General features: G+C 69.1%; 23 protein-coding genes and 1 pseudogene. 7 read left to right on the top strand and 17 right to left on the bottom strand.

Going from position 1 to position 23,521, the window contains the following annotated elements; genetic code table 11:
* Positions 1-14: 14 nt before the first annotated feature.
* Entirely contained in the window at positions 15-1,073 is a 1,059-nt protein-coding gene (locus tag EV138_RS11330) for a zinc-dependent alcohol dehydrogenase family protein (RefSeq protein WP_133978446.1), read from the top strand.
* Here EV138_RS11330 and EV138_RS11325 read toward each other — a convergent pair.
* The 8 genes and pseudogenes from EV138_RS11325 to EV138_RS11290 all read right to left on the bottom strand — a co-directional run bounded on the left by EV138_RS11325 (position 1,018) and on the right by EV138_RS11290 (position 7,893).
* Positions 1,018-2,397, bottom strand: a complete 1,380-nt coding sequence (locus EV138_RS11325) for an MFS transporter (protein WP_202866691.1) — start codon at positions 2,395-2,397, stop codon at positions 1,018-1,020. The genes EV138_RS11330 and EV138_RS11325 overlap by 56 nt on opposite strands.
* A 59-nt stretch (positions 2,398-2,456) precedes the next feature.
* Complete coding sequence (locus EV138_RS11320; protein WP_133978444.1) at positions 2,457-2,657, bottom strand: hypothetical protein; 201 nt, start codon at positions 2,655-2,657, stop codon at positions 2,457-2,459.
* Positions 2,658-2,671: 14 nt separating this feature from the next.
* Complete coding sequence (locus EV138_RS11315; protein ID WP_133978442.1) at positions 2,672-3,340, bottom strand: hypothetical protein; 669 nt, start codon at positions 3,338-3,340, stop codon at positions 2,672-2,674.
* Between the two features lie 212 nt (positions 3,341-3,552).
* Positions 3,553-4,704, bottom strand: a complete 1,152-nt coding sequence (locus EV138_RS11310) for an L-histidine N(alpha)-methyltransferase (RefSeq protein WP_133978439.1) — start codon at positions 4,702-4,704, stop codon at positions 3,553-3,555.
* 71 nt (positions 4,705-4,775) lie between these two features.
* Positions 4,776-4,976, bottom strand: a complete 201-nt coding sequence (locus EV138_RS11305) for a cold-shock protein (RefSeq protein WP_133978437.1) — start codon at positions 4,974-4,976, stop codon at positions 4,776-4,778.
* A 33-nt stretch (positions 4,977-5,009) separates the two neighbouring features.
* Positions 5,010-6,159, bottom strand: a pseudogene (locus tag EV138_RS11300) (Cmx/CmrA family chloramphenicol efflux MFS transporter).
* A gap of 220 nt (positions 6,160-6,379) precedes the next feature.
* Complete coding sequence (locus tag EV138_RS11295) at positions 6,380-6,559, bottom strand: hypothetical protein (RefSeq protein ID WP_133978436.1); 180 nt, start codon at positions 6,557-6,559, stop codon at positions 6,380-6,382.
* Positions 6,556-7,893, bottom strand: a complete 1,338-nt coding sequence (locus EV138_RS11290) for a PspC domain-containing protein (protein ID WP_133978434.1) — start codon at positions 7,891-7,893, stop codon at positions 6,556-6,558. Before EV138_RS11290 ends, EV138_RS11295 begins: the two co-directional genes overlap by 4 nt.
* Positions 7,894-8,086: 193 nt before the next feature.
* On the opposite strand from EV138_RS11290, the gene EV138_RS11285 reads away from it, so the two are divergent.
* The 3 genes from EV138_RS11285 (at position 8,087) to EV138_RS11275 (ending at position 11,672) form a co-directional block, all read left to right on the top strand.
* The gene (locus EV138_RS11285; RefSeq protein ID WP_133978432.1) at positions 8,087-9,598 is read left to right on the top strand and encodes an ATP-binding protein; all 1,512 of its coding nucleotides are present in this window, start codon (positions 8,087-8,089) and stop codon (positions 9,596-9,598) included.
* Positions 9,595-10,236 (top strand): response regulator, encoded by a 642-nt coding sequence (locus tag EV138_RS11280; protein ID WP_112246241.1) that lies wholly within the window; start codon positions 9,595-9,597, stop codon positions 10,234-10,236. Before EV138_RS11285 ends, EV138_RS11280 begins: the two co-directional genes overlap by 4 nt.
* 113 nt (positions 10,237-10,349) lie before the next feature.
* The gene (locus EV138_RS11275; RefSeq protein WP_133978430.1) at positions 10,350-11,672 is read left to right on the top strand and encodes a C1 family peptidase; all 1,323 of its coding nucleotides are present in this window, start codon (positions 10,350-10,352) and stop codon (positions 11,670-11,672) included.
* A 78-nt stretch (positions 11,673-11,750) separates the two neighbouring features.
* Here EV138_RS11275 and EV138_RS11270 read toward each other — a convergent pair whose 3' ends face one another.
* Both EV138_RS11270 and EV138_RS11265 read right to left on the bottom strand, forming a co-directional pair.
* Positions 11,751-12,497 carry an alpha/beta fold hydrolase gene (locus EV138_RS11270; protein ID WP_133978428.1) on the bottom strand — a complete coding sequence of 249 codons (747 nt, stop codon included), beginning with the start codon at positions 12,495-12,497 and terminating at the stop codon, positions 11,751-11,753.
* A gap of 40 nt (positions 12,498-12,537) precedes the next feature.
* Positions 12,538-13,275, bottom strand: a complete 738-nt coding sequence (locus EV138_RS11265) for an AraC family transcriptional regulator (RefSeq protein ID WP_133978426.1) — start codon at positions 13,273-13,275, stop codon at positions 12,538-12,540.
* A 55-nt stretch (positions 13,276-13,330) separates the two neighbouring features.
* Here EV138_RS11265 and EV138_RS11260 point away from each other — a divergent pair, with 55 nt between their 5' ends.
* Positions 13,331-14,548 (top strand): MFS transporter, encoded by a 1,218-nt coding sequence (locus tag EV138_RS11260; protein WP_133978423.1) that lies wholly within the window; start codon positions 13,331-13,333, stop codon positions 14,546-14,548.
* On the opposite strand, the gene EV138_RS11255 is transcribed toward EV138_RS11260, so the two are convergent.
* The 4 genes from EV138_RS11255 to EV138_RS11240 form a co-directional block, all read right to left on the bottom strand.
* Positions 14,460-15,197 carry a PIG-L deacetylase family protein gene (locus EV138_RS11255; protein WP_238158067.1) on the bottom strand — a complete coding sequence of 246 codons (738 nt, stop codon included), beginning with the start codon at positions 15,195-15,197 and terminating at the stop codon, positions 14,460-14,462. The genes EV138_RS11260 and EV138_RS11255 overlap by 89 nt on opposite strands.
* 23 nt (positions 15,198-15,220) lie before the next feature.
* Positions 15,221-15,835, bottom strand: a complete 615-nt coding sequence (locus tag EV138_RS11250) for a ClpP family protease (RefSeq protein WP_133978421.1) — start codon at positions 15,833-15,835, stop codon at positions 15,221-15,223.
* On the bottom strand, positions 15,832-16,440 hold the full coding sequence (locus tag EV138_RS11245; RefSeq protein ID WP_133978419.1) for a ClpP family protease: 609 nt from the start codon (positions 16,438-16,440) through the stop codon (positions 15,832-15,834). Before EV138_RS11245 ends, EV138_RS11250 begins: the two co-directional genes overlap by 4 nt.
* Positions 16,441-16,516: 76 nt before the next feature.
* Positions 16,517-17,488: a phage baseplate protein gene (locus EV138_RS11240; RefSeq protein WP_133978417.1), complete on the bottom strand. Its 972-nt coding sequence runs from the start codon at positions 17,486-17,488 to the stop codon at positions 16,517-16,519.
* Positions 17,489-17,658: 170 nt separating this feature from the next.
* Between EV138_RS11240 and pcrA the strand changes: the two genes are divergently transcribed.
* The gene (pcrA, locus tag EV138_RS11235; protein ID WP_133978415.1) at positions 17,659-19,980 is read left to right on the top strand and encodes a DNA helicase PcrA; all 2,322 of its coding nucleotides are present in this window, start codon (positions 17,659-17,661) and stop codon (positions 19,978-19,980) included.
* 75 nt (positions 19,981-20,055) lie between these two features.
* Positions 20,056-20,619: a hypothetical protein gene (locus tag EV138_RS11230; protein ID WP_112246272.1), complete on the top strand. Its 564-nt coding sequence runs from the start codon at positions 20,056-20,058 to the stop codon at positions 20,617-20,619.
* Here EV138_RS11230 and EV138_RS11225 read toward each other — a convergent pair.
* From EV138_RS11225 to EV138_RS11215, 3 genes are read right to left on the bottom strand one after another with little or no spacing between them, the layout of a single operon-like run.
* Positions 20,541-21,926, bottom strand: a complete 1,386-nt coding sequence (locus EV138_RS11225) for a lanthionine synthetase LanC family protein (protein WP_133978413.1) — start codon at positions 21,924-21,926, stop codon at positions 20,541-20,543. The two genes, EV138_RS11230 and EV138_RS11225, sit on opposite strands and share 79 nt — an antisense overlap.
* Positions 21,923-22,477 carry a DUF6886 family protein gene (locus EV138_RS11220; RefSeq protein WP_133978411.1) on the bottom strand — a complete coding sequence of 185 codons (555 nt, stop codon included), beginning with the start codon at positions 22,475-22,477 and terminating at the stop codon, positions 21,923-21,925. The genes EV138_RS11225 and EV138_RS11220 overlap by 4 nt, the downstream gene beginning before the upstream one ends.
* A 54-nt stretch (positions 22,478-22,531) precedes the next feature.
* A complete protein-coding gene (locus EV138_RS11215) occupies positions 22,532-23,278 on the bottom strand; it encodes a M23 family metallopeptidase (RefSeq protein WP_133978409.1) in 747 nt (248 codons plus the stop codon).
* Between the last annotated feature and the right edge of the window lie 243 nt (positions 23,279-23,521).

The following is a 23,521-nucleotide window of genomic DNA, read 5'->3' as shown; positions in this document are numbered from 1 at the left end:
CTGAGGATGGGCTGATGCGCGCGATAGTGGTCGAGCAGTACGGCGTACTGCCGTCGGTCCAGGAAGTTCCGTCGCCCGAGGTGCAGCCCGGTGGAGTGGTCGTGAAGGTCGAGGCGACCGGGCTGTGCCGCAGCGACTGGCACGGGTGGCAAGGGCATGATTCCGACATCGTGCTGCCGCATGTCCCGGGTCATGAGCTGGCCGGGACGATCGCGGCAGTCGGTGAGGGTGTCGAGGGCTGGGCGGTCGGCGACCGGGTCACCTCGCCGTTCATCTGCGCGTGCGGGACCTGTGAGCAGTGTGCTGCCGGGAATCAGCAGGTGTGCCCCAACCAACTGCAGCCGGGGTTCAACTATTGGGGGTCCTTCGCGGAGTACGTCGCGCTGCCGTTCGCGCAGGTGAACCTGGTCCGGCTTCCCGACGACCTGGACTTCGACACGGCTGCGGGACTCGGGTGCCGCTTCGCCACGTCGTACCGGGCGGTCCGGCAGGTCGGCCGGGTGGTCGCGGGGGAGAGCGTGGTGATCTTCGGGTGTGGCGGGATCGGGTTGTCCGCGGTGATGATCGCGGCGGCGCTCGGGGCGAAAGTCGTTGCCGTTGACACCAATCCTGCCGCGCTCGCACTGGCCGCGAAGTACGGGGCGGTCGAGGTTGTGACGGCTGGTCCGGAGGCTGTCGCGCGGATTCGTGAGTCCACCGGTGGCGGGGCGCACGTGACGATGGATGCGCTCGGCTCGAACGAGATCGTTCAGGACGCACTGCGATCGCTGCGGCCGCGGGGACGGCATCTGCAAGTGGGGTTGCTGCCGGACGGCGTACAGGTCGACGTGTCTGGGCTGATCTGGCAGGAGCTCGAATGGCTCGGCAGTCATGGCATGGCGGCGCATCACTATCCCGAGATGCTGGCGCTGGTCGCGTCCGGCGAACTCAAGCCGGCTGAGCTGGTCACCCGCACGATCTCACTGGCCGAAGTCCCTGCTGCGCTTGAAGAATTGAACCTCGGTACGCCGGCCGGCGTCACCGTGATCCGGCCGGGGGCAACAGCGTCGCTGGGATCAACGCGACCAGACTGATCGCGGCCAGTACTGCGGATGCCGCGGTGGCTCCTGCTGCCGCGGCCCCTCCTGTTGCTGCGCCCGCTCCTGCTGCTGCGTCGGCGAGGCCGCTCGCGACGGCGATGCCGAGGGTCGGGCCGATGTTCATCGCGGTTTGCTTGATGCCGCCGACTACCCCGGCACAACCAGCCGGTGCGTCGCCGACGACGGTTCCCGTGGCCGTCACCATCACCACGGCGAAGCCTGCGCCGAGCACGGCGAAGCCGAGGCTGCCGATGACGTTGCTCTGGGGTGACGTGGCGATGCCGACGGCGACCAGGATCGTCCCGGCGACGGCGGTCCAGCGCGCGCCGTACCGGAGTACGGCGTTGCCGGCGAAGGGTGCGCCGGCGACCATCACGATCGTCAAGGGAAGGACGTGCAGCCCGGCTGCCAGCGGAGTCAGCGTTTGCTGTAACCGGAAAGTGGCGACGAACAGTGCCCCGAACATCCCGCTGGTGACGATCAGCAGCAGGCTCATCGAGGCCATCACCGGCCGCGAACCCGCCACCGAGCTTGGGATGAAGGGCTGCTCGGTCCGGTGCTCGTGAACTACGAAACTCGCAGCACCGGCGATGACCAGCAGCGTGCCGATCGTTGTCTCTCCCGAGCCGTGCTCCTGCAGGCCGGCAACTGTGTAGACCAGCGCTGCCAACGGCCACGCGAGCAGCGTCGCGCCGAGCAAGTTGACCCGCAGGTCAGGCGGCACTGCGGGTGCCGGAACTCGCAGGAGCAACGCCAGTACGACGATCAGCAAGGCGACCGGGAGATTGATGGCGAAGACGGCTCGCCAGCCGAAGCGCGCGACCAGGATGCCGCCGAGGAGAGGCCCGGCCGCCGCTGCGAGGCCGATCGCACTGGTGCGGATGCCGATCGCACGGCGCAGCCGATCCGGCGGATAGGCGATCCGCAACAACGCCAAGGTGGCGGGCTGGAGCAGCGCGGCGAAGATTCCCTGGAGTGCTCGCAGAGCGATCACCCAGCCGATGGTCGGCGCGACGAGCAGGCCGGCCGACACCACTCCGAAGCCGAGACTCCCGACCCAGAGCAGTCGCCCGTGCCCGTACCGATCGCCGAGCCGCCCGGCCAGCACCAGCAAACTGGCGACCATCAGCAAGTACGCCGTACTGGTCCACTGCACCTGCGCGACCGAGGCCCCCAGTTCGCGGCCGAGCACCGGCTGCGCGAGCAGCAACACCGTCCCGTCGAGCGCCACAACCATCGCCCCGGCGACACTGGCGACCAGCACGACCCAGCCCGCCGTATCCCGGTGTCTCGTCGTTGTCGGACTTGCTTGAGGCACGTTGTCTGCTCCTGTCTCCCTTGATAGTAGACAGTGTCTACTGCCAAAATAGACAGTGTCTACTTCGAGTGGAGGATGGTCGCATGCAGAGTGCTTCCGAGGAGAGGTATTTCGAGCACTACGTGGTCGGGCAGGTGGCGGAGCATCCGGGCACGATCCGCGTCGACGGTCCGCAGATCGTCGAGTTCGCTGAACAGTTCGACCCGCAACCAGGAGGGGACGGTCGTACTGCGGCTGGTGGTCCTCAACTTCCTGGCCACCCGGCCGTCCTGACTCAGGTGGGTGGGAGTCGGTTGAGGAGGGTTTCGAGCATTTCTCGGGTGGCGGCGAAGTAACTGTTCTCGCGGTGGAGGGCGCGGTGGAAGGCGGCCAGTTCGGCGGACGAGATCGTGTTCGAGAAGGTGCTGATCTCGGTCAGGTCGAGGCGGCGGTTGAACAGGTGGACGGTGTCGCGCCAGCGGTGCAGCAGGCCGACGAGTTCGGCGTCGCGGTGCCGGCCGAGTGCGCCGGAGACGAGGGCGAGGTCGACCGCCGAGACGACCAGACGCGGGTAGACCTGGCGCTGGGTCGGCGTATTCGGGGAGAACCGCTCGTCGGACAGCAGCCGGGTGTTCTCCTGCAACTCGTCCGCGACGGCTCGCAGTACCTCGGTACGCCGTTCTGCTTCGGCGGTGAGCCGTTCGACGAAGATGCCGGTCAGCCCCGCGACCAGGGTGAGCGAGTTGACGGCCGGCTCCCAGCGGCTGTTGCCCGGGAAGAAGAACCAGATCACGCCGAGCACGAACGCCAGCCCCAGTAGCCCGTAGCTGACCGCCGTCACGACCGTACGCCGGTACGCCGCCCACTCTGCCTTGCCGCGGGCGATCCGCAGCGCACCGGCCAGCAACCGCAACCGGGCCAGCGCCCGGATCCGCGCCCGCCTGATCCGCCGAACCTCCTCCACCGGCTCCCCCCGCGAGGCCTCCGGCGCTCCCGGCAGGTCGTCCGCAGACCCGGATCCACCCACTCCGGGCACATCGCTCCCCGCGCCGGCGCTACGCGCTCCGGGCGGATCGTCCGCAGACCTGGATCCACCCGGTCCGGGCACATCGCTCCCCGCGCCGGTGTTACGCGCTCGCGGTGGATCGCCGGTGGAGGAGGGGTCGGCGGGTGGGGTCATTGGGCCCAGATGTCGTCGGCGAGGGTGTGGGCTACGACGCCGGAGCTGTCGGGGGCGAGCAGGAGCAGGTCGAGACCGAACGGGCTCGGCCGGCGGGTGTGCCGGAAACCGGAGTGGGCGTGCTCGATCGGCGTCAGCTCGCACGCGGTGGTGAGCTTCTTCAGCCGCTCGGTGGAGAACTTGCGGGTGGTGTAGAGCAGGATCGTGTCTTCCTTGTCCAGCACGACCTCCGTGTGGTCCGGCAGTCCCATCCTGATCGGCTCGTTGGTGTTGTTCCGCCAGACGATCTTCACCCGGAGCGCGTCGTCGGTCTCGACCTCGCCGCGGAAGTCGATCTGGTCGTTGTCGATCCGCAGATCGGTGTTGTAGCGCAGCGCGCTGGTGACGAACTCGGCGAATGCCCGCGTCTGGTGGTACTCGTCGGCCGCGGCATCGGCCGCCTCCTGGTCGAGCCGGGTCGTCGTCGCCACCTCGAGCAACAGGCGGTCCTGCGGCCGCAGTACCCGGGTGATGATGCGCAGCGCGTCCTCGTCGCTCTCGAAGTTCGCCAGCGTGTTGCCGGTCAGCGTGTACAACAGCGGCTCGTCGCCGACCAGCCGGGTCAGCATCTGGCCTAGCTCGTCCATGTTGTCGGCGATCGAGAAGTCGAGCTGGACCGGCAGCACCTGTGCCATCGGGAACCTGGCGCCCCGGACCGGTTCGAGGGTGCCCATCCGGAGCATCTCCGAGCTCATGTCGACCGGGATGTAGAACATCTGCCGGTTCGCCCGGTACAGATCGTCCAGGATGGTGGCGTCCTTGACGCCGGTGCCGACGCCGAGGCTGACGAAGTGGAAGCCGCGCCGCTCGACGTGCGGGCGGACCTTGCGCCAGTGCCGAAGGAACGACTCGGCGCCGGTCTTCATCACCAGGTAGAACGGGTCTTTGGTCGCGTTCGCCCAGGCGATGGTCGGGCCGATTCCCCAGTAGGAGAAGCCGGAAGTGATCTGCTTGCCGTCGCCGCTGGTGGAGAACGGGCCGCGCAGGTCACCGGTCAGCGTGGCGAGTTTGTCGGTCTGGTCCTCGCCGACCAGCAGCAGCGACCAGGCGAAGTCGTCATCGGCCAGCGCATGCTCGAGCTTCCTGATCACGTGTACCGGCTCTGCCACGTCCTACCCCTCCCAAGGTGAGACGTCAGGTTACCGGTTGCCCACGCTCCGCGCAGTCTGGAAAACGGCCGTCAGAGCGCCTTGACGGTGTCGGCCTCGCGGCCCTTGGGGCCGTCGACGACCTCGAACTCGACCGGCTGGCCGTCCTCGAGGGTCTTGTAGCCGTCCGAGACGATCTTGCTCCAGTGGACGAAGACGTCGTCCTGGCCATCGACGGCGAGGAAGCCGTAGCCCTTGTCCGCGTTGAACCACTTCACGGTGCCGCGCACCATCAGAACTCCTGTAGACCTTCAACGGGACCCGCTTCACCCGGATCCCTCGGGTGCCCTGCCAACCACCAGGGCGGTCAACAAGCCTAACCCAGCGGTGAGCGCGAGCCCGACCAGGATCGCGCTCGCCCAGAGCGGGGCACGGTAGCCGGCCACGCTGATTCCGATCCCGCCCAGCACCGGTCCGAGCGCAGCGCCGACGTTGAGAGCGGCGGTGGCCAGACCGCCGGCCAGCGCGGGCGCCTCCGGTACGGAGTACAGGGCGGACGCGATCAACGTCGATCCCACCGCGAACGACAGGGCGCCTTGGATCAGCACGCAGACGACAGCGGCGCCCTGTACTGCGGCCAGCAGAGCGAAGGCGCACCAGCCACCGAGCAGGGCGACACCGGCAGCAAGCAGCAGCCGGGTCGGGCGGCGGTCGGCGTACCGTCCGGCGGCGGTGACCCCGGCGAACGAGCCGACGCCGAACAGGGCGAGCAGTAGCGGTACTCGGCTCGGGCTGAACCCAGCGACCTCTGTCAGGACCGGTGCAAGGTAGGTGAACGAGCAGAAGGTCGCGCCGTTCACCAGGGCACCCAGCAACAGCAGCACTACGAGTTGCCGGTGGACACGGGGTCGTCGGAGCGCCGAGCGTCTGCCGGGCTGTGCGGGGACCGACCGGTGGATCGCAGCCAGAGCTGGAAGGCAGCTGAGGGCGACCGCCCAGAAGGCGGCGCGCCAGCCGTAGTACTGGCCGAGAAGTGCGCCGCCCGGTACGCCGGCGATGCAGGCCAGGGTGGTGCCGCCGATGAGGACCGAGGTCGCACGGCCCTTGGCGTCGGGAGCGACCAGGCCGGTGGCCGTGGCGAGCGCCATGGCCAGGAAGCCGGCATTGGCAAGAGCGGCCAGCACCCTGGTGACCAGCAGCAGCGCGAAGTCGTTCGTCAGCGCACCGACCACATGCGCGAGGAAGAAGCATGAGGGTCGTGAGCAGGGCCGGCCGGCGCGACCAGCGATCACCGAGGACGGCGACTGCCGGTGCCCCGACGATCATGCCCACGGCGAAGGCGGTGGTCAGCCACCCGGCGGTCGGGATCGAGATCTCCAGGTCCCGGGCGATGTCGGGGCCGAGTCCGGAGAGCATGAATTCGGAGGTTGCCTGGGCGAAGACGGCCAGGCCGAGCAGGTACAGCACGAGAGGCATCGAGGAACTCCGCAACCACATCGATGGATGCGGCGGGGTACGTCACCGCCGCATGAGGTCAGCGCTGCTGAGCAGCGCGCATCGACGACGGCCCGAGAGGCACGGAACAAGGAGCCACCGGACAGTCGGTGGCTAGGCTCTGTCGGCCTCGGGGCTGGTCACGGCCGCTACCTTACGAACTCAGCGGCGGAGCGGTCCAACGGTTTCGGTTTCGGTGAGGTCAGCCGCGGTTCGAGGCGGCCAGGCCGACGATGCCGGCGGCGACCAGCAGCAGCGCGGCGGTCAGGCCGAGGTCGTCGGTCTGGATGACGCCGTTGTCGTTGAGGACCCAGATCGTGGCGGCACCGGTCAGGACGGTGCCGGCGATGACGCCGGGGACGTCCGGCTTCGTCTTCCTCATCCGCGCTCCACCCTGATGCTGCCGAGTTTAAGATTCAGGTCCAGTGTGACCGACGCGGGCCCGGCTTTGCCATCGGCACCGAGGTCGTTGAGCACCGTCGCGTCGAGGTTGTGGCCGCCCTTGTGCTGGCCCAGCAGGTTCAGGTCGCCGGTCTGGGTCCGCACCGTCCCGGTCACGTCCACGTTCTCGGGGACCTTGACGACGATCTCGCCGACCCGGCCGTCGACGACCACCTTGGCGCCGGTCTTGGCGAAATTCGCCTTGGTCAGGTCGAGATGCACCGAGCCCGCGTCGAAGTGGTACGCCGTACTGGTGGCGTCGACCGTGGTGTCCGTGGTCGCGACGAAGTTCGTGTCGGTGAACTGGTGCGGGATGGTCGGGAAGATCGTGCTGGCCGCGACGCCGAGGGCGAGCAGGATGCCGAGCGGCAGCAGGGCCATCGTGCGGCCGAGGAATCCACCGACCAGCATGCCGAGGCCGAGCGTGCCCAGTCCGACCACCAGCATGAGCGGTACGGCGGCGCCGGCCAGCCAGGCGATCGCGATGGCGAGCCCGGTCAGCAGCACGACGACCGGCTTCACACCGCGCATGCCTGGCACGGGAGGTGCCGCCGGGGCGGCGGACCTGACCGGCGCGGGCGGCTCGTCGACGTACAGGCCGAGCGGGTCGTCCTCGGTCCAGACCGGCTGGACCGGTGCGGTGACGCGGTCCTGCGGCGGGCTGGTGGGGACGGTGTCCTGCGGTCGCGGGGCGGTCGCGGCCGGAGTCGTGCTGGTGGGGTCGACCTTGGTCCAGCCCGGGTTCTGCGGCACCCAGTTCGTGCCGCCGCCGCTCCACTGGCCGCGGGGGTTGCCGCCGCCGGTCCACTGTGAGCGCCGGCCGCGGCCGGGCCAGGAGTGGCCGTGCTTGCGGCGGAACACCAGCCAGAGCACACCGAGCACCACGAGCGGACCGGGCACCAGTTTGCCGAAGTTGAAGGACGACATCATCGCGATCGCGACGAACACGCAGACACCGATCACGATCGGCCAGAGCCACGGGTGGTCGGGGCGGATCCGGTCGCCGAGCAGGCCCTGGGCAGGTGAGCGGTCGGACCCTTCGTCCGGCATCATCGCCCAGGCGGCGGCGTAGAAGATGATGCCGGGACCGGTGAGGATCAGGACCGCCATCACCACCCGGATCAGCACCGGGTCGATGTTGAGGGCCCGGCCCATACCGCCGCAGACGCCGGCGACCATCCGGTCGGACCGGCTCCGGCGCCAGTTCTGCACGTCGCGCAGGGGGGCGGGGTTGAAACCACCGTCCGGGCCCTGGCCGCTCGAGTTCTGCTCCATGACACCGATAGTGTCCCGCTGCCGCCCGGACCACCATCGGGGATCCCCCTCTGGTGACCCCTGGTCGCCCTCCTGGCACGGTCAGCTAGGGGTTCTCCCCGGCGCGACCCTGAGCGGCGCGAGAGGCAGCTGAGGTGCGGGCCGGGGACAAGCCTGCTGGTGTCGGCCCCGTGCGCATGTGACGATCGTGGAGATGAGCCAACCAGCCGCCGCCGCGCCTCCGGGCGGACCCCCAGGACAGGGGGTCCCACCCGCCGCTCCGCACGCCCCCGGTACGCCGGGGCCCGGCACCAGTCAGTACGGCGGCACACCGCAAGGCAACACCCAGGACGCATCAGCCGGTCAGTACGGCCCGACGCCGGGCACCGGCCAGTACGGCGGCGCGCCGGGCACCGGGCAGTACGGCGTACCGGGTGGTGGGGTGCCGGGTGGGGGGCCGCAGGAGGTGCCGCCGGTGCGGCGGGCTTATCGGCGGGCTGAGGGGCGGGTGGTTAGTGGGGTTGCCGGTGGGGTGGCCGATCACCTCAACGTGTCCGACACCGTCGTCCGGCTGGTGTTCATCGGCGCCACGATCTTCGGCGGCTTCGGCGTACTGATCTATGCGGCGCTCTGGTTCCTGATGCCGCTCGCGGCTCCGACCGTGCCGGCGGCACCCGGTCTGGCCGCGCATACCCGCGGCGGCCTGCGTTCGGACCAGCCGCCGCCGATGACCGAGAGCAAAGCGCGCCGGCGGGAGAAGAACCGCGGTCAGATGACCGCCCTGGTCGTCGTCGGCATCGGCATCCTGCTGCTGCTGAACGTGGCCGGCCTCGGCATCGCCGGAAAGATGTTCTGGCCGCTGGTGTTCGCCGGCACCGGTCTTGCGCTGATCTGGCGGCAGGCCGACGAAGGCCAGAAGGCCGCCTGGACCAACAAGGCGCCGACGCTGGGCATGCTGTTCGGCAAGGGCGGCTGGAAGTCGATCATCCGGGTCGTGGTCGGGCTGGTCCTGCTCGGCACCGCCGTGACCGTCTTCCTCGTGCAGAACGGCCGGCTGTCGATGGTCGGCGACGTGCTGATCGCCCTGCTGCTCGCAGTGGTCGGCATCGGCGTGATCGCCGGACCCTGGGTGCACCGCCTGACCCGTGACCTGAACGCTGAGCGCAGTGAGCGCATCCGCTCACAGGAGCGTGCCGACATGGCCGCCCACCTGCACGACTCGGTGCTGCAGACCCTGGCGCTGATCCAGAAGCAGGCGAACGACCCGCGAGCCGTCGTACGGCTGGCGAGGTCGCAGGAGCGCGACCTGCGGTCCTGGTTGTACGACGAGGACGACAAGACCGACCAGACCCTCGCAGGGGCGGCCAAGCGGGCCGCTGCCGAGGTGGAGGACTCCCACGGCGTACCGGTCGAGGTCGTCACGGTCGGCGACTGCGAGCTGACCGAAGGACTGTCGGCGATGGTGCGCGCGGCGCGGGAGTCGATGGTGAACTCCGCGAAGCACTCCGGAGCTGACAAGATCGACGTGTTCGTCGAGGTCGACGGCGACCGGGCGGAGATCTTCGTCCGGGACCGGGGCAAGGGCTTCGACACCGACGGGGTGCCCGAGGACCGGCTCGGTCTGCGGCACAGCGTGATGGGCAGGATGGAACGGCACGGCGGCCGCGCAACAGTGCGGTCGAACCCGGAAACAGGTACCGAAGTGCGACTGGAGATGGACAGATGACACAGCGGCGAGTGGTCGTCATCGACGACCACGACATGTTCCGGGCCGGCGTTCGCAGCGAGATCGGCACCGCGGTCGACATCGTCGGCGAGGGTGCCGACGTCGATTCCGCGGTGAAGGCGATCGTCGCGACCGAACCCGACGTCGTCCTGCTCGACGTGCACCTGCCGGGCGGTGGTGGCACCGAGGTGATGAAGCAGGTGCACCAGCGGCACCCCGACATCAAGTTCCTCGCGCTGTCGGTGTCCGACGCGGCCGAGGACGTGATCGGCGTGATCCGGGCCGGCGCGCGCGGCTACGTCACCAAGAACATCAGCGGTACCGAGTTGGTCGACGCGATCGGCCGGGTGGCCGACGGCGACGCGGTGTTCTCCCCGCGGCTGGCCGGCTTCGTCCTGGACGCGTTCTCCGGCGCGATCGACATCGCCTCGGTGGACGAGGACCTGGACCGGCTGTCCCAGCGCGAACGCGAAGTACTGCGGCTGATCGCCCGCGGCTACGCCTACAAGGAAGTGGCCCGCGAGCTCTTCATCTCGGTGAAGACCGTCGAGACCCACGTCTCCTCCGTACTGCGCAAACTCCAGCTCTCCAACCGCCACGAACTGACCCGCTGGGCCACCGACCGCCGCCTGGTCTGACGACCGGATCCCGCCACCACCCGTCTCACCGGTGGCGGGAACCGGACAGGGCACATGTTCGCCACCCCGTCAGGGGCGCCGGGCGCTTTGCCGCTGTTATACCGTCGAGTGCTATGGAGCGGAATCTCACTGCCGAACAGCTCGAGCTCTTCGAGAAGGAGTTCGCGGCACACCCGTCGTACCGGGTGATGCAGAACGCAGTCACCCAGACACCGATCGCCAACCTCGCGCTCGACCGCCAGATCGTCACCGGGATCGACCATTCGGTGTCGAACCTGCTCGACGACTGGAAGGTGACGAATCAGAAGAAGAGCGGCCGGTGCTGGCTTTTTGCCGGGCTGAACCTGCTCCGGGTCGGCGCCGCCGAGAAACTGGGCGTCAAGGACTTCGAGTTCTCCCAGAACTACCTGCTGTTCTGGGACAAGTTCGAGCGGTCGAACTTCTTCCTCGAGGCGATGATCGAGACCGGCGACCGTGACGTCGACGACCGGACGGTGGCGCACCTGCTGTCCGACCCGATCGGCGACGGCGGCCAGTGGAACATGTTCGTCGCGCTGGTCCGCAAGCACGGCCTGGTGCCGAAGTCGGCGATGCCGGAGACCGAGAGCTCGTCGGCCACCGCACAGATGAACGACACGCTGCGCAAGCTGCTCCGCCAGGGCGCGCGCGACCTGCGCAAGATCGACGGCGTCGAGGCCAAGCGGGCGCACAAGCAGGAGCTGCTGACCACCATCCACCGGGTGCTGAGCATCCACCTGGGGACGCCGCCGCAGAAGTTCCTGTGGCAGTGGAAGGACAGCGACAAGGGCTTCCACCGCGACGGCTGGACCACGCCGGCCGAGTTCGCCGAGAACTACGTGACGGTGCCGATCGACGAGTACGTGTGCATCGTGCACGACCCGCGTGAGACCAGCCCGTCCGGCAAGACCTTCACCGTCGACTACCTCGGCAACGTGATCGACGCGCCGCCGGTGGTCTACCTGAACGTCGAGGTCGACCTGATGAAGCAGCTCACCCAGGACGCCATCGTCGGTGGCGAGCCGGTCTGGTTCGGCTGCGACGTCGGCAAGCAGATGAACGCCGACCTCGGCTACTGGGACGCGAACCTGTACGACTACGGCTCGGTCTACGACACCGAGTTCACGCTGGACAAGGCCGAGCGGCTCGTGCACCACGAGACGCTGATGACGCACGCGATGCTGTTCACCGGGGTCGACGTGCTCGACGGCAAGCCGCGTCGCTGGCGGGTCGAGAACAGCTGGGGCGACGAGAAGGGCGACAACGGCTACTGGACCATGAACGACTCGTGGTACGCCGAGCACGTCTTCGAGATCGCCGTACGCCGGTCCGCGCTGCCCGCCGAGCTGCAGGCCCGCCTCGACGACGAGCCGATCGTGCTGCCGGCCTGGGACCCGATGGGCGCCCTCGCCGACTGACCTCCGGCACCACGAGAGCGCCCACCCTCCGGTACGCCGGGGAGGTGGGCGCTCGTGCGTGGCTGTTCAGAACAAGGATCAGGACAGCGCGGCGCGGATCAGCGCGGTGCCTTCCTCGGGGCGCTCGAGGGTCGGCAGGTGACCGGCCCACGGCAGATGGATCCGCTCCGAGGCTGGTAGCCGCTCGGCAAGGTAGTCCGCGCTGTTGGTGAAGAACGCGAAGTCGTGCTCACCCGTGATCAGCCGCACGGGCATGCTGAGCTTCTCCGGCTCGACGGGGTACTCCTCGTTGGTCACGTCGTCGCCCGCGGCCAGCTGCAGCTCGTAGGCGCGTCCCTGCATCGCCCGGAGCAGTTCGCGCGCCTCGTCGTCCGCCTCCGGTCCCAGCCAGCTCCGCACCATCAGGTCGGTGGCTCCGGCGACGTCACCGGCTTCCAGCAACTGATTCTCTTCGGCCCACACCGCGCGCAGGTCGTCGGTCGGCTCCACGTTGTCGGTCGGCGCGCAGATCAACACCAGCCGGCTGAACCGCTCCGGCTGCCGACTGGCCGCCTGCTGCACCACATACCCGCCGAACGACGCTCCGACCGCGGTCACCTCGGTCGCGCCGACCTCGTCCAGCACGGCCAGCAGGTCGCCGGCATCGGAGTACTTGGCGCCCACCTCCAACGGCGTCTCGCCGTACCCGCGCAGATCCATCGTGATCACCTGGTGGTCCGCCGCCAGCTCCTCCACCTGCCGCCGCCACATGCGCGCATCCGCTACTCCCGCGTGCACAAGCAGCACCGCCGGCCCACTACCAACCACCCAGCAAGAAACAGTCATGGCTGCACCTTCGTGGCTCCGGCGAGGTCGCGCAACGTGATTAGCGCACTCTCCGGCCGGGAGTGGTGGTGAAGATCTCCTTGTAGGTGTCGATGAAGGCGCTGGGGGTGGACCAGCCGCAGAGGTGCGCAACGGCGGTGACGGGGTGGCCCTCGGCGAGGAGGACGACGGCGTGGTGGAGGCGGAGCTGCGTGCGCCACTGCGGGAAGGTCATGGCGAACTCCGAGCGGAACAAGCGGGAGAGGGTCCGTTCGCTGGCGCCCACCGCAGAGCCGAGGGCCGGCAGTGGTCGGTTGTCGGCTGGGTCGGCGGCGAGGATCGCGCAGACGGCGGCCAGGCGGCCGTCGCGAGCTGCTGGGAGGCGCAGCGCGGTCTGCTCGGTCGACAGGCGCAACTGGTCCAGCAGTACTGCGCGCAACCTTCGCCGGGCCGCGCTGTCGTCAGCAGGGTCGTCTGTGTAGGCAATGATCAGTTCACGCAGCAGTGGATGGACCGTGAGTACTGCGGGTGTCGTCAGGCCCAGTGGGTTGTCCGCGAGACCGACCAGGTGCAGCGCGGTCTCGCCGTACGCGCGGTGCTCGTGTGGTGTGCCGGCAGGGACCCAGATGGCGCGGGTGGCGGGTGCGACCCACGTGCCCCGGTCGGTGGTGATCGAGACGACCCCGGCGCCCGCGTAGACGATCTGGTGGTTGTCGTGCTGGTGCAGGTCGATCCGCTCGCCGCCGGCCAGTTGGCGCAGGACGGTGGGCGCTTCGGGCTGCTGGCGGATTCTCGACATCTGTTGGCAGATTACCGGAAGCCAGCCAGGCTGGTCAGCTTGCAGCCTTGCAGGTATGACGAAGCGCAGCGCGACACCGGTGATGGCCATGGGACACGCGGGTGTCGACTTCTACCAGGGCCTGATCCCCGTCCTCGTACCGTTCCTGGTGCTCGACCGAGGCCTCGGCTATTCGGCTGTGTCGGTCGTCGTCCTTGCCGGCACGGTGGCATCGGCAGCGACGCAGCCCGCTTTCGGCTGGCTGGTCGACCGCCGCACGCTGCCCTGGATCCTCCCGGCGAGCATGCTGACCTGCGCAGCCGGTGTAATCCTCCTTGGCTCATCCACCTCCTTCACCACGACACTGGTAGCTGCAGCGATGGTGGGGCTCGGCGTAGCGGCGTACCACCCGTCTGCAGCTCGCATTGCCCGCGTGGTGACGGGCGGCGGTCATCGGGCGATGAGCTGGTTCTCCCTAGGTGGCAACGCGGGCTTCGTGCTTGCACCGCTCGCAGCCGGCCCGGTCCTCTCGCGACTAGGCCTGCAAGCGACCGGCTGGCTCGCAGTACCGGCTCTGGTCGGCATAGCGGTGACACTGCCGGTGCTGTCGAAGTACAAGCCGACAGCAACCAATCGCTCGACAGCAAAGGGATCCGACGACTGGTCCGCGTTCGGGCAGCTCACACTGATCGTCGTACTGCGTTCCATCGCGTACCTCGGCTTGGCGGGATTCGTCGGCCTGTACGCCGTCCAGCGCGTCGGTGGTGGAGGTGGCGCCGCAACAGCTGCCGTGTTCGCCCTGTACGCCGGGGCCGCCGTCGGCACGGTACTGGGCGGCCGCTTCGCCGAGCGATGGGGCCGGCTCGCCGTAGTACGGGCCGGCTATCTCGCGACAACCCTCCTGCTGCCGGTGCTTCTCCTGGTCCCGGGACCATCGCTGTACGGCGCGATCGCGCTCGTCGGCACCGCGTTGTCCCTGCCGTTCTCGTTGCACATCACGCTCGGGCAGGACCTGTTGCCGACCCGGCCCGGTACCGCCAGCGGGGTCACCCTCGGGCTGGCGGTCTCGGCCGGCGGATTGTTCGCACCGCTGATCGGGGCTGTCGTCGACAGGACCTCATTGCGGACGGGACTCGCCCTGCTCATCGTGTTCGTCGCCGCGGCCTGGTTGATCAGCTTGCGGCTGGCGCCGCGGAGTACCGGCCTCAGCCAAGGCGGACGACGGCGAAAGCCTCCGCGAGGTGACCCTCCGGCAAGCCCGCAGCGCCGGCGTTCTGCGCATTCCAGGCCCTGACCCGGTCTGGCAGGTTGTCCGGGTCGGGGTGCTGGCTGACGTGCGACAGGATCGCCTTGACCTTGGCGTCGAAGTGCTCGGTGATGTCGACGTAGTGGTTGTTCTCGGGATGGGCGACCAGCCAGAGCTCGCCCACCGTCCACGCTTCGAGCCCTTCCGCGATCAGCTCGGGGAACGCGAACGGGTTGCCCGCGGCAGGGAAGAAGGCGCGCGTGGTCGCCTCGCCCGCGGCCAGGTGATCCGGGTGCGACGCGGGCAGCCGCGCCCAGTTCCGCTCCGGCGACGAGGTGACGAGTCGCTGCGGCCGGACCTTCCGGATCACCCGCACGATGTCCCGGACGAGCTCGTGCGTCGGCGCGAGCTCGCCATCGACATAGCCCAGGAAATGCAGGTCCCGTACGCCGACGTGGCCGGCCGCCGTCGTCTGCTCGGACCGGCGTACGGCGGGCATCTCGGCGCGATCCCGGTCGGGCTCGAACCCGCCGGCCTGGCCGTCGGTCAGCAGGCAGTAGCTCACCTCGATACCGGCCCCGGTCCAGCCGGCGATCGTGCCGGCCGAACCGAAGTCGAGGTCGTCGGGATGGGCGACGACGACCAGGACACGCTCGATCTCTTCGTCAGGGCGGGGATCTCCGGCAGGCAGGCTCACATCCTCGACCCTACGGCCAGGTCTCACGCGTTCTGGAACAGCGCCACCCCGGGACGCTCCCGGATCACCTGGTCGACGATGCCGTAGTCGTGCGCCGCGGCGGCGGTGAGGACGTGATCGCGATCGGTGTCGTGCCGCAACCGCTCGAGCGACTGTCCGGTGTGCGTGGCAAGGATGCTCTCCAACTGGTTGCGAACGCGGACGAGTTCGTCGGCCTGCAGGATCAGATCCGGGATGGCGCCCTGACCGCGACCCGCGGGCTGGTGCAGCACGACCCGCGCGTGCGGCAGGATCGCACGCTTCCCCGCGGCGCCCGCGGCCAGCAGGACGGCGCCGACGCCGATCGCCTGGCCGACGCAGACCGTCGCGATCGGCGTACGGATGAACTGCATGGTGTCGTAGATCGCGAGCATCGCGGACATGTCGCCGCCCTCGCAGTTGATGTAGAGCTCGATCTCCTGCTCCGGTTTGTCCGCCGCGAGGTGCAGCAGTTGCGCGATCAACGCGTTGGCCACGCCGGCGTCGATCGCCGTACCGAGGTAGATGATCCGCTCGGACAGCAGGTGCGAGTAGACGTCCATGATCCGCTCGCCGCGCGGGCTCTGGGTGATGACGTTGGGGATCGTGTAGCTGCTCATCGGGCCGCTCCGACTTCCTGGTGCTGCAGGGGCATGACTTGGCCGAACGATTCGACGATGTGGTCGATGAACCCGTACTCGAGGGCCTGCGGTGCCGTGTACCAGTGGTCGTGCAGCGAGTCCTCGTGGACGGTCTCCAACGGCTGGCCGGTGTCCTCGGCGATCAGAGCGAGGACGGTGTCGCGGATGTGCCGCAGGTCGTTGGCCTGGATCTCGATCTCGGCGGCCGAGCCGCCGATCCCGGAGGAGCCCTGGTGCATCAGGATGCGGGCGTGCCGCAGCGCGAAGCGCTTCCCCTTGGTGCCGGCCGACAGCAGGAACTGACCCGCGCTGCAGGCCAGGCCCAGCGCGAGGGTGGACACGTCGCACGGGACCAGCCGCATCACGTCGCGGATCGCCAGCATCGAGGGCACCGAGCCGCCCGGCGAGTGGATCCACAACGCCACATCGGTGCCCGGGTCCTCCGCGGCCAGGGTGAGGATCTGGGTCGCCAGCAGGGTGCCGTTGTCGTCGGTCAGCGGGCCGTCGAGGACGACGACCCGCTGCCGCAGCAGTTGTTGTCTGGATTCATGACTGAACAGCGGGGCTTTGGCTTCATCGGACATGCCTCCACCCTGACCACCGCAGACCGCTCACCCCAGCTTTTCTGCTGTCAGCAGGTCTGCTCACAGGCGACCGTGCTCAGAGCAGCTTGTAGTACAGGTTCGCGTAGCGGTTGTCGCCACCGCCGCTCGGGCGGGACGCGAAGCCGAAGAACAGGGCGAGGTCGCCCGAGTCCATCCGATGGATCGCCATGCCCTCGGGTTCGCGGTAGGTCAGTGAGGAGCCGGCCCGGGTGACGGCCGGTCCCCGGGTGAACTCGCCGGTGTTCAGGTCCAGGCACCGGATGGTGGAGTTGATGTTGTCCGGGTTGGTCTGGCCGTCGCCGTACCAGAGGTAGGCGTACTGGCCGTAGAACGTGTAGCCCTGGAAGGTCTCGGCGACCGACGGCTGCTTGACGTGCACCAGGCGGTCCGCGCTCAGGCCGTCCCTGGCTTTGCTGAGCGGCCAGACGCTGAGGTAGAAGCTGCCGTTCTCCTTGCGGCGCACCATCAGCCGCTTGGTCTCCGGGTCGACCGCGGCGGTGATGGTGTCGCTGCCCTTGAAGAACTTCGCGTCGTCGGCGATCGACTCGCGGACGATGTTCTTGAACTGGACCCTGGCCAGCGCCGTACCGCGGCCGCTGTCGTCGTTGCTGTCGGCGTCGCACTCCACCCAGATGTAGGTGATGTCGCCCACCGGTTCGGCGGCGATCGAGACGCCGTGGCCGGCTCGCTTGATGGTCATCGCGCCGAGTACTTCGCCGCTGCCGGAGACCTGGTTGATCACGAGGTCCGCACCCGAGCCGCCGTTCTGCGCCTGCACGATGAACAGCCGGCGGTTCACGTCGTCGAAGGTGAAGCCCTGCATGGAGTGATGCGACTCGTGCAGGAGTTTCGGGCCGAACAGATGCACCGGCGTCGCGCCGAGGTCGAATTCCGGCGAAGGCGGCAGCGTGGCGTTCGCCGTACCGGGGGTCAGTACGCCGGCGCCGAGTACGGTGGCGCCGGCCGCTGCGCCGCCGAGGCGGAGAACGGACCGGCGGCTCAGGCGGGACGGGTTGAGCGGTTCCATGAAGACTCCTCGAGAATGGGCGGAGGGCGTCGGTGACGCCCCGATCGGGAGGTTTCTCACGCGTCTGCCAGGCTAGCGGTCAACGGGTCACCGCGCCGCGACCCCGCTGGAGCCGTTCCGACCGGCCGCCGTACGCGGACTGTCTGTGGCAGCGCCTAAGGTGGTGGGCGATGACGACGCTCTTCTCTCCAGATGAACTCCCGATGCCGCTCGAGGAGCCCAGGAAGCACCGGCCCGACCCGGAAGAACTGCTCGAAGGGCTGAACCCGCAGCAGCGGGCCGCCGTCGTGCACGCGGGCAAGCCGTTGCTGGTGGTCGCCGGTGCCGGCTCGGGCAAGACGCGCGTGCTGACCCGGCGGATCGCCTACCTGCTGGCGGCCCGGGACGCCCACCCGGGTTCGATCCTGGCGATCACCTTCACCAACAAGGCCGCCGCGGAGATGCGCGAGCGGGTGGTCGAGCTGGTCGGCAACCGGGCCAAGCTGATGTGGGTCTCGACGTTCCACTCCTCCTGTGTGCGGATCCTGCGCCGCGACATCAAGCGGTTCGGGATCTCCTCGACGTTCTCGATCTACGACGACACCGACTCGCGCCGGCTGATGACGCTGGTCTGCCGCGAGCTCGACCTGGATGTCAAGCGGTACAACCCGCGCGCGATCCTGAACTGGATCAGCACCCAGAAGAACGAGCTGATCGACCACGAGTCCGCGGCCTCGAAGACCTCCAACCACCTGGAGGAGACCTACGCCGAGTGCTACCGGATCTACCAGGAGCGGCTGGCCCAGGCGAACGCGCTGGACTTCGACGACCTGCTGATGACCACGGTCAACCTGCTGCAGGCCTTCCCCGAGGTCCGGGAGTACTACCGGCGCAGGTTCCGCCACGTCCTGGTCGACGAGTACCAGGACACCAACCACGCGCAATACACGCTGATCCGGGAGCTCTGCGCCGACCTCGACCCGGGCCCGAACGACGGCCCGGTCAGCGCGCCGGCCGAGTTGATGGTGGTCGGCGACTCCGACCAGAGCATCTACGCGTTCCGCGGGGCGACCATCCGCAACATCCTCGCCTTCGAGGAGGACTTCGTCGGCGCCGAGACGATCCTGCTCGAGCAGAACTACCGCTCCACCCAGACGATCCTCTCGGCGGCGAACGCGGTGATCAGCCGCAACGAGGGCCGGCCGGCGAAGAACCTGTGGTCCGACTCCGGTCAGGGCGAGCAGATCGCGGTGTACGTCGCCGACAACGAGCACGACGAGGCGCAGTTCGTCGCCGACGAGATCGACCGGCTGACCGACGCCGACGGGGTGAAGCCGTCGGACGTCGCCGTGTTCTACCGGACCAACGCGCAGTCGCGGGTGTTCGAGGAAGTGTTCATCCGCACCGGCCATCCGTACAAGGTCGTCGGCGGCGTCCGGTTCTACGAGCGCAAGGAAGTCCGCGACGCGCTCGCGTACCTGCGCGTGCTGACGAACCCGGAGGACACCGTCTCGCTGCGGCGTATCCTCAACGTTCCCAAGCGCGGCATCGGCGAGCGCGCCGAGGCGGCGATCGAAGCGCTGGCGCTGCGGGACCGGATCACCTTCTCCGCCGCCCTGCGCAGGGCACAGGACGCACCGGCGATGGCGAGCCGGAGCGCCAACGCAGTACAGGGCTTCGTCGACATCCTCGACGAGCTGACCGCGATGGTCGACTCGGGTGCGCCGCCGGACGACATCCTGGACGTCGCCCTGCACCGTTCCGGGTACTACGAAGAGCTGCAGAAGTCACCGGATCCGCAGGACGAGACCCGGCTGGAGAACCTCGACGAGTTCATCTCGGTGGCCCGGGAGTTCGTCGAGGAGCGGACCGCTGCCGGTGAGCCCGCCGATCTGCAGGCGTTTCTGGAGCGGGTCGCGCTGGTCGCCGACGCGGACCAGATCCCGGACGCGGCCGACGACGGTGGCGTCGTCACGCTGATGACACTGCACACCGCCAAGGGCCTGGAGTTCCCGGTCGTCTTCCTGACCGGTATGGAGGACGGCGTCTTCCCGCACTCCCGCTCGCTCACGGACCTGAAGGAGCTCGAGGAGGAACGCCGGCTCGCGTACGTCGGGATCACCCGGGCGCGACAGCGACTCGCGATCTCCCGGGCCGCCGTGCGTTCGGCGTACGGCGCTCCGCAGCACAACCCGCCGTCGCGGTTCCTCGAGGAGATCCCGGCCGAGTTGCTCGACTGGCGTCGCGACGAGTCCGCGATCACCCGCTGGTCGGGGACCGGGACATCGGGGTCGAGCGGGGTCAGCAGCCGGTGGGAGCCGGCTCGCCGGACCGCCGCGGACAAGGCCGTGATCAGCCTGAACCCGGGCGATCGCGTCGTCCACGACAGCTTCGGCATGGGCACGGTGGTGGTCGTCCGCGGCGAGGGCCAGCAGTCCCAGGCCGACATCGACTTCGGCTCCGAGGGAGTCAAGCGCTTGCTTCTCCGCTACGCCCCCGTCGAAAAGATTTAGCTCCCCGGCGTGCCGATTTGACCTCGTCCTGCGACAATCAGAGCTTCGGCCCTCCCCGGACGAAGGTCCCAGCCCATGCCCAAGGCAGCAGACGCGAGCAACCGCCGGATCATCCTGGCGGGAGCCAATCCTGGGCTGCGGCTGTTCGACAAGGACGGCAAGGTCACCGCGTTCGCCTCGATCTGGATGGTCGACTGGTCGATCTGCGGTGCCGGGACGGCGGTCGTGCTCTGGTTCGACGGGATCGTCCGGGTGGTCTCCGAGGACGTCGACCTGGCGTCCTGGCTGGAGCGGTACTTCGTCCGCTCGTTCCTCGAGGTGCAGGGACTGGCCTGGCACGAGCCCGCGGTCGAGCGCGACCTGGTCCAGGTCTCGATGAACCTGGCCGACGGTCTCAGCGCGAAGGCCGCCGACATCCAGATCGAGATGAGCGGCGTCCTCGACCGGCGGTTGTTCGCGACCGACAACTTCCAGCTGGCTGACGGCGCGCACAGCCTCAGCCTGGTGATCGCGCCGGTCCGGGCCGCGACGGTCTCGATCGGCGGCGCCTCGGTGCCCGGCTACGTCCAGGTCGACGGTTCGGCCGACCGGCCCGGCTCGTCCGCGTTCCTCACCACCGCCGAGGTCTGGCGGCGCTGAGCCGGCAGGGTCCACCAGGTCTCCATCCGCGGGATCACCGTGGCGTTCGGTCCCTCGACGGTCAGCCGGCTCACCCGGAACAGGAACGTGGCGATCCCGGCCGCGCCCTGCATCCAGCCGATGCCGGGCGGCAGGAGCGGTTCGTCCGCCCGGTGCTCGAGGAATCGCCAGTAGGCGTACGGCCCGTCCCACACGGCCCGATCGACGAGGGTGTCCGCGAGTTGAAGTGCGAAGCCGAGATCGTCCCTCTCCCCGGATCGCAGCCAGGAGTCGAGGAAGACGTCGCCTACCCCCGCGGTACCGCAGCAGCGTCCGTCGTTGTCCCAGAAGCCAGGATGGAGACGTGCGGGCAGACCCGAAGTACGGACGCTGTGCAGGCACCGCCGATGCCAGGCCAGCGGTGTCTCGCCGGCGATCTCCTTGACCTCTGCCTGGTCCAGCGCGAGGAACAGCAAGGACGTCCCCGAGGCACCGTGACACCAGTTGTAGGTGTACTTGTCCTCGTCGGACTCGTCGTCCGGGATGTAGCGCGGTACGACGAACCCGCGGCCGTCGGTGACGCCGAGGGACAGCAGGTACTTCGCGCCGTCGACCGCCGCCGAGGTCAGCTCCGGACGGCCGAGTTCGGCGCCGGCAAGCGCGAGGACGGTCGCGATACCGGCCAGACCGTGGGACAGGTTCGGCATCTGGGTGAAGGGCTTGCCGGAGGCGAAGCGGACGGGCACGAACGGCCAGTTGGTCCCGCCCGGCACCGGCTCACTCTCCAGCAGGAGAAGGTCCGCCGCCCGATCCGCCAGCTCGCGAGCCTCCTCCACGCCGTGCCGGAGCGCCCACAAGGCCCCCAGCAGTACGCCGGCGGTGCCGAGGGTGAGGTCGTTGAACCGCGACCCCGGAAGGACCCGCGGTGGCTTGAGGATCGTCTGCGGCCACCCGTCCGGCTCCGCGAGCTCCGACAGACGCCGTACCGCGGCTGTCGCGCCGGGGATCCCGAGGGTGGTGAAGACGCCGATCGCGCTGACCAGGCCGTCGAAGTACGTGTAGTCGGTCATGGTCGGGACCTGCCCGCGCAGCCGCTCGGCGATCGCGTCGACCAGGGCTTGTTCCTCGGCCGTCCACGGCCGGGTCAGCCGGATCTCGGCGAGCGCCTGGACGAGCCCGCCGGTTCCGGCGTACGTCCCGTCGCGCTGCTCGGGGATCTCGGCCGCGCTCGATTCGGGGATCCACGGCCCGTCGTCCCAGCGAACCTGGTCCAGCACCCACCGCCAGGCGGCGTCGGCGACCTCACGATGGGCCCCAGCAGACGTCATCGACCCATCGTGTCACCGCGCGGCCCGGCAGGACGCGGTACGGCGTTGCGCAGCCGGATCCCGCTGAACTCGAGCGTGCTGCCGACCACCGCGGCCCAGAAATCGTGCAGGTGTGAGAGAACCCGGAGCTGGATACCGGCCTCGGCATGCAGCGCGAAAAGATCGCCGACCCGCTCGGGTGGTCCCAGCGGCTCCACCTCGGTGGTGGCGACGACCGCGGCGTCGGTCTCCTCGAAGGGATCGGCCGGCAACCGGTAGGCGTACAGCTCGACCGTCCGGATCGCGTCGAGCCAGCCGTACTCGATCGCGTGCACCCGGGTGCCGCAGCCGTCGCCGATGATGCGCAGCCGATCCGCCTCGGTGGTCGTTGGGCCCACCCATGCCATCGCCCGCGGGCACTGCCGGGGGAACCAGTAGTCGGGCGCACGATCGTGGCCGACGGCCCAGACGTACGGGGTGGTCTTCACCGACGTCGGGGCGAGATGCGGGCTGAAACGACGAATGGTCGGATCTTCGGAGAAATGCAGGACTTCACCAGGCGCCGGACGCATGCGCGGCAGCCTAGCCAACGCACCGGTCGCGTGGCTTGGGATGAATGGGGTGGGTCAGGGGTTCAGGCCGCAGTGGTTGCGCAGCCAGGGCATCGGGTCGACCGGGTCGCCACCGTCGGGGCGGACCTCGAAGTGCAGGTGCGGGCCGGTGGTGTTGCCGGTGACGCCGACCGCGCCGACCTGGTCGCCGGCGTACACGGTCTCGCCGACCGTCACGCTGAACTTCGACATGTGGTTGTACCAGGTCTCGGTGCCGTCCTCGTGCCGGATCCGGACCTGCCGTCCGTACGGCCCGGCGAACTCGGCGCTCAGCACGACGCCCTTCATCACCGAGCGGATCGGGGTGCCGATCGGGGCGGCGAAGTCGGTGCCGGTGTGGTTGCGGGCCCAGCGGCCGCCGGCCTGACCGAAGCCGGCGGTGATGTGGTAGCCGGAGATCATCATCTCGCAGCGGGTCGGGGAGGTGCGGGCGTTCTCCGCGGCGGCCTTGGCGGCGGCCAGCGCGATCGCGCGCTTGGCGGTCAGTGCCCGGGTGGCGTCCAGCTTCGCGGCCCGGGCCCGGGCGAACCGGTCGGCCGCGGCCTGCTTCTTGTTCAGATCCGCGCCGGTGAGTTCGACGCGGGAGGAGTCCCTGGTGGCCAGCTGGCGCCGCTCGATCCGGGCGGTGGTCACCTCGGAGAGCTGGTTGTCGCCCAGGTTCAGGGCGGCGAGGTTGATCGCCGAGTTCGCCTGTGTCGGGGAGGCCAGTGAGCTGTAGCTGAAGCCCACGGCTCCGGCCGCAGCTGCCAGCGCTGCGGTCAAACCGACGATCTGGGTACTGCTGGGGGTGTTACGCCGGGCTACACGATGCTTGGCACTGTGACGCGCCGCGTTGGCATTCCGCGCAGCGTTGCCTGGCGTGACGCGGCTAGCCGCGGCACGGTGCTGGGACACAACGTGGCCTTTCGGTCACAGGGGAGGGGCACTGTCCACCTCCGGGGTTTATTCCCCCCGGAGGTTCAAGCACCATAACGGATGGGTCACGAGCCGACAAACCCCGCCACC

It is taken from the genome of Kribbella voronezhensis (assembly GCF_004365175.1).
Classification (GTDB): Bacteria; Actinomycetota; Actinomycetes; order Propionibacteriales; family Kribbellaceae; genus Kribbella; species Kribbella voronezhensis.
The sequence above is the reverse complement of the archived record's forward strand: the minus strand, read 5'-3'. Positions and strand labels throughout refer to the sequence as shown.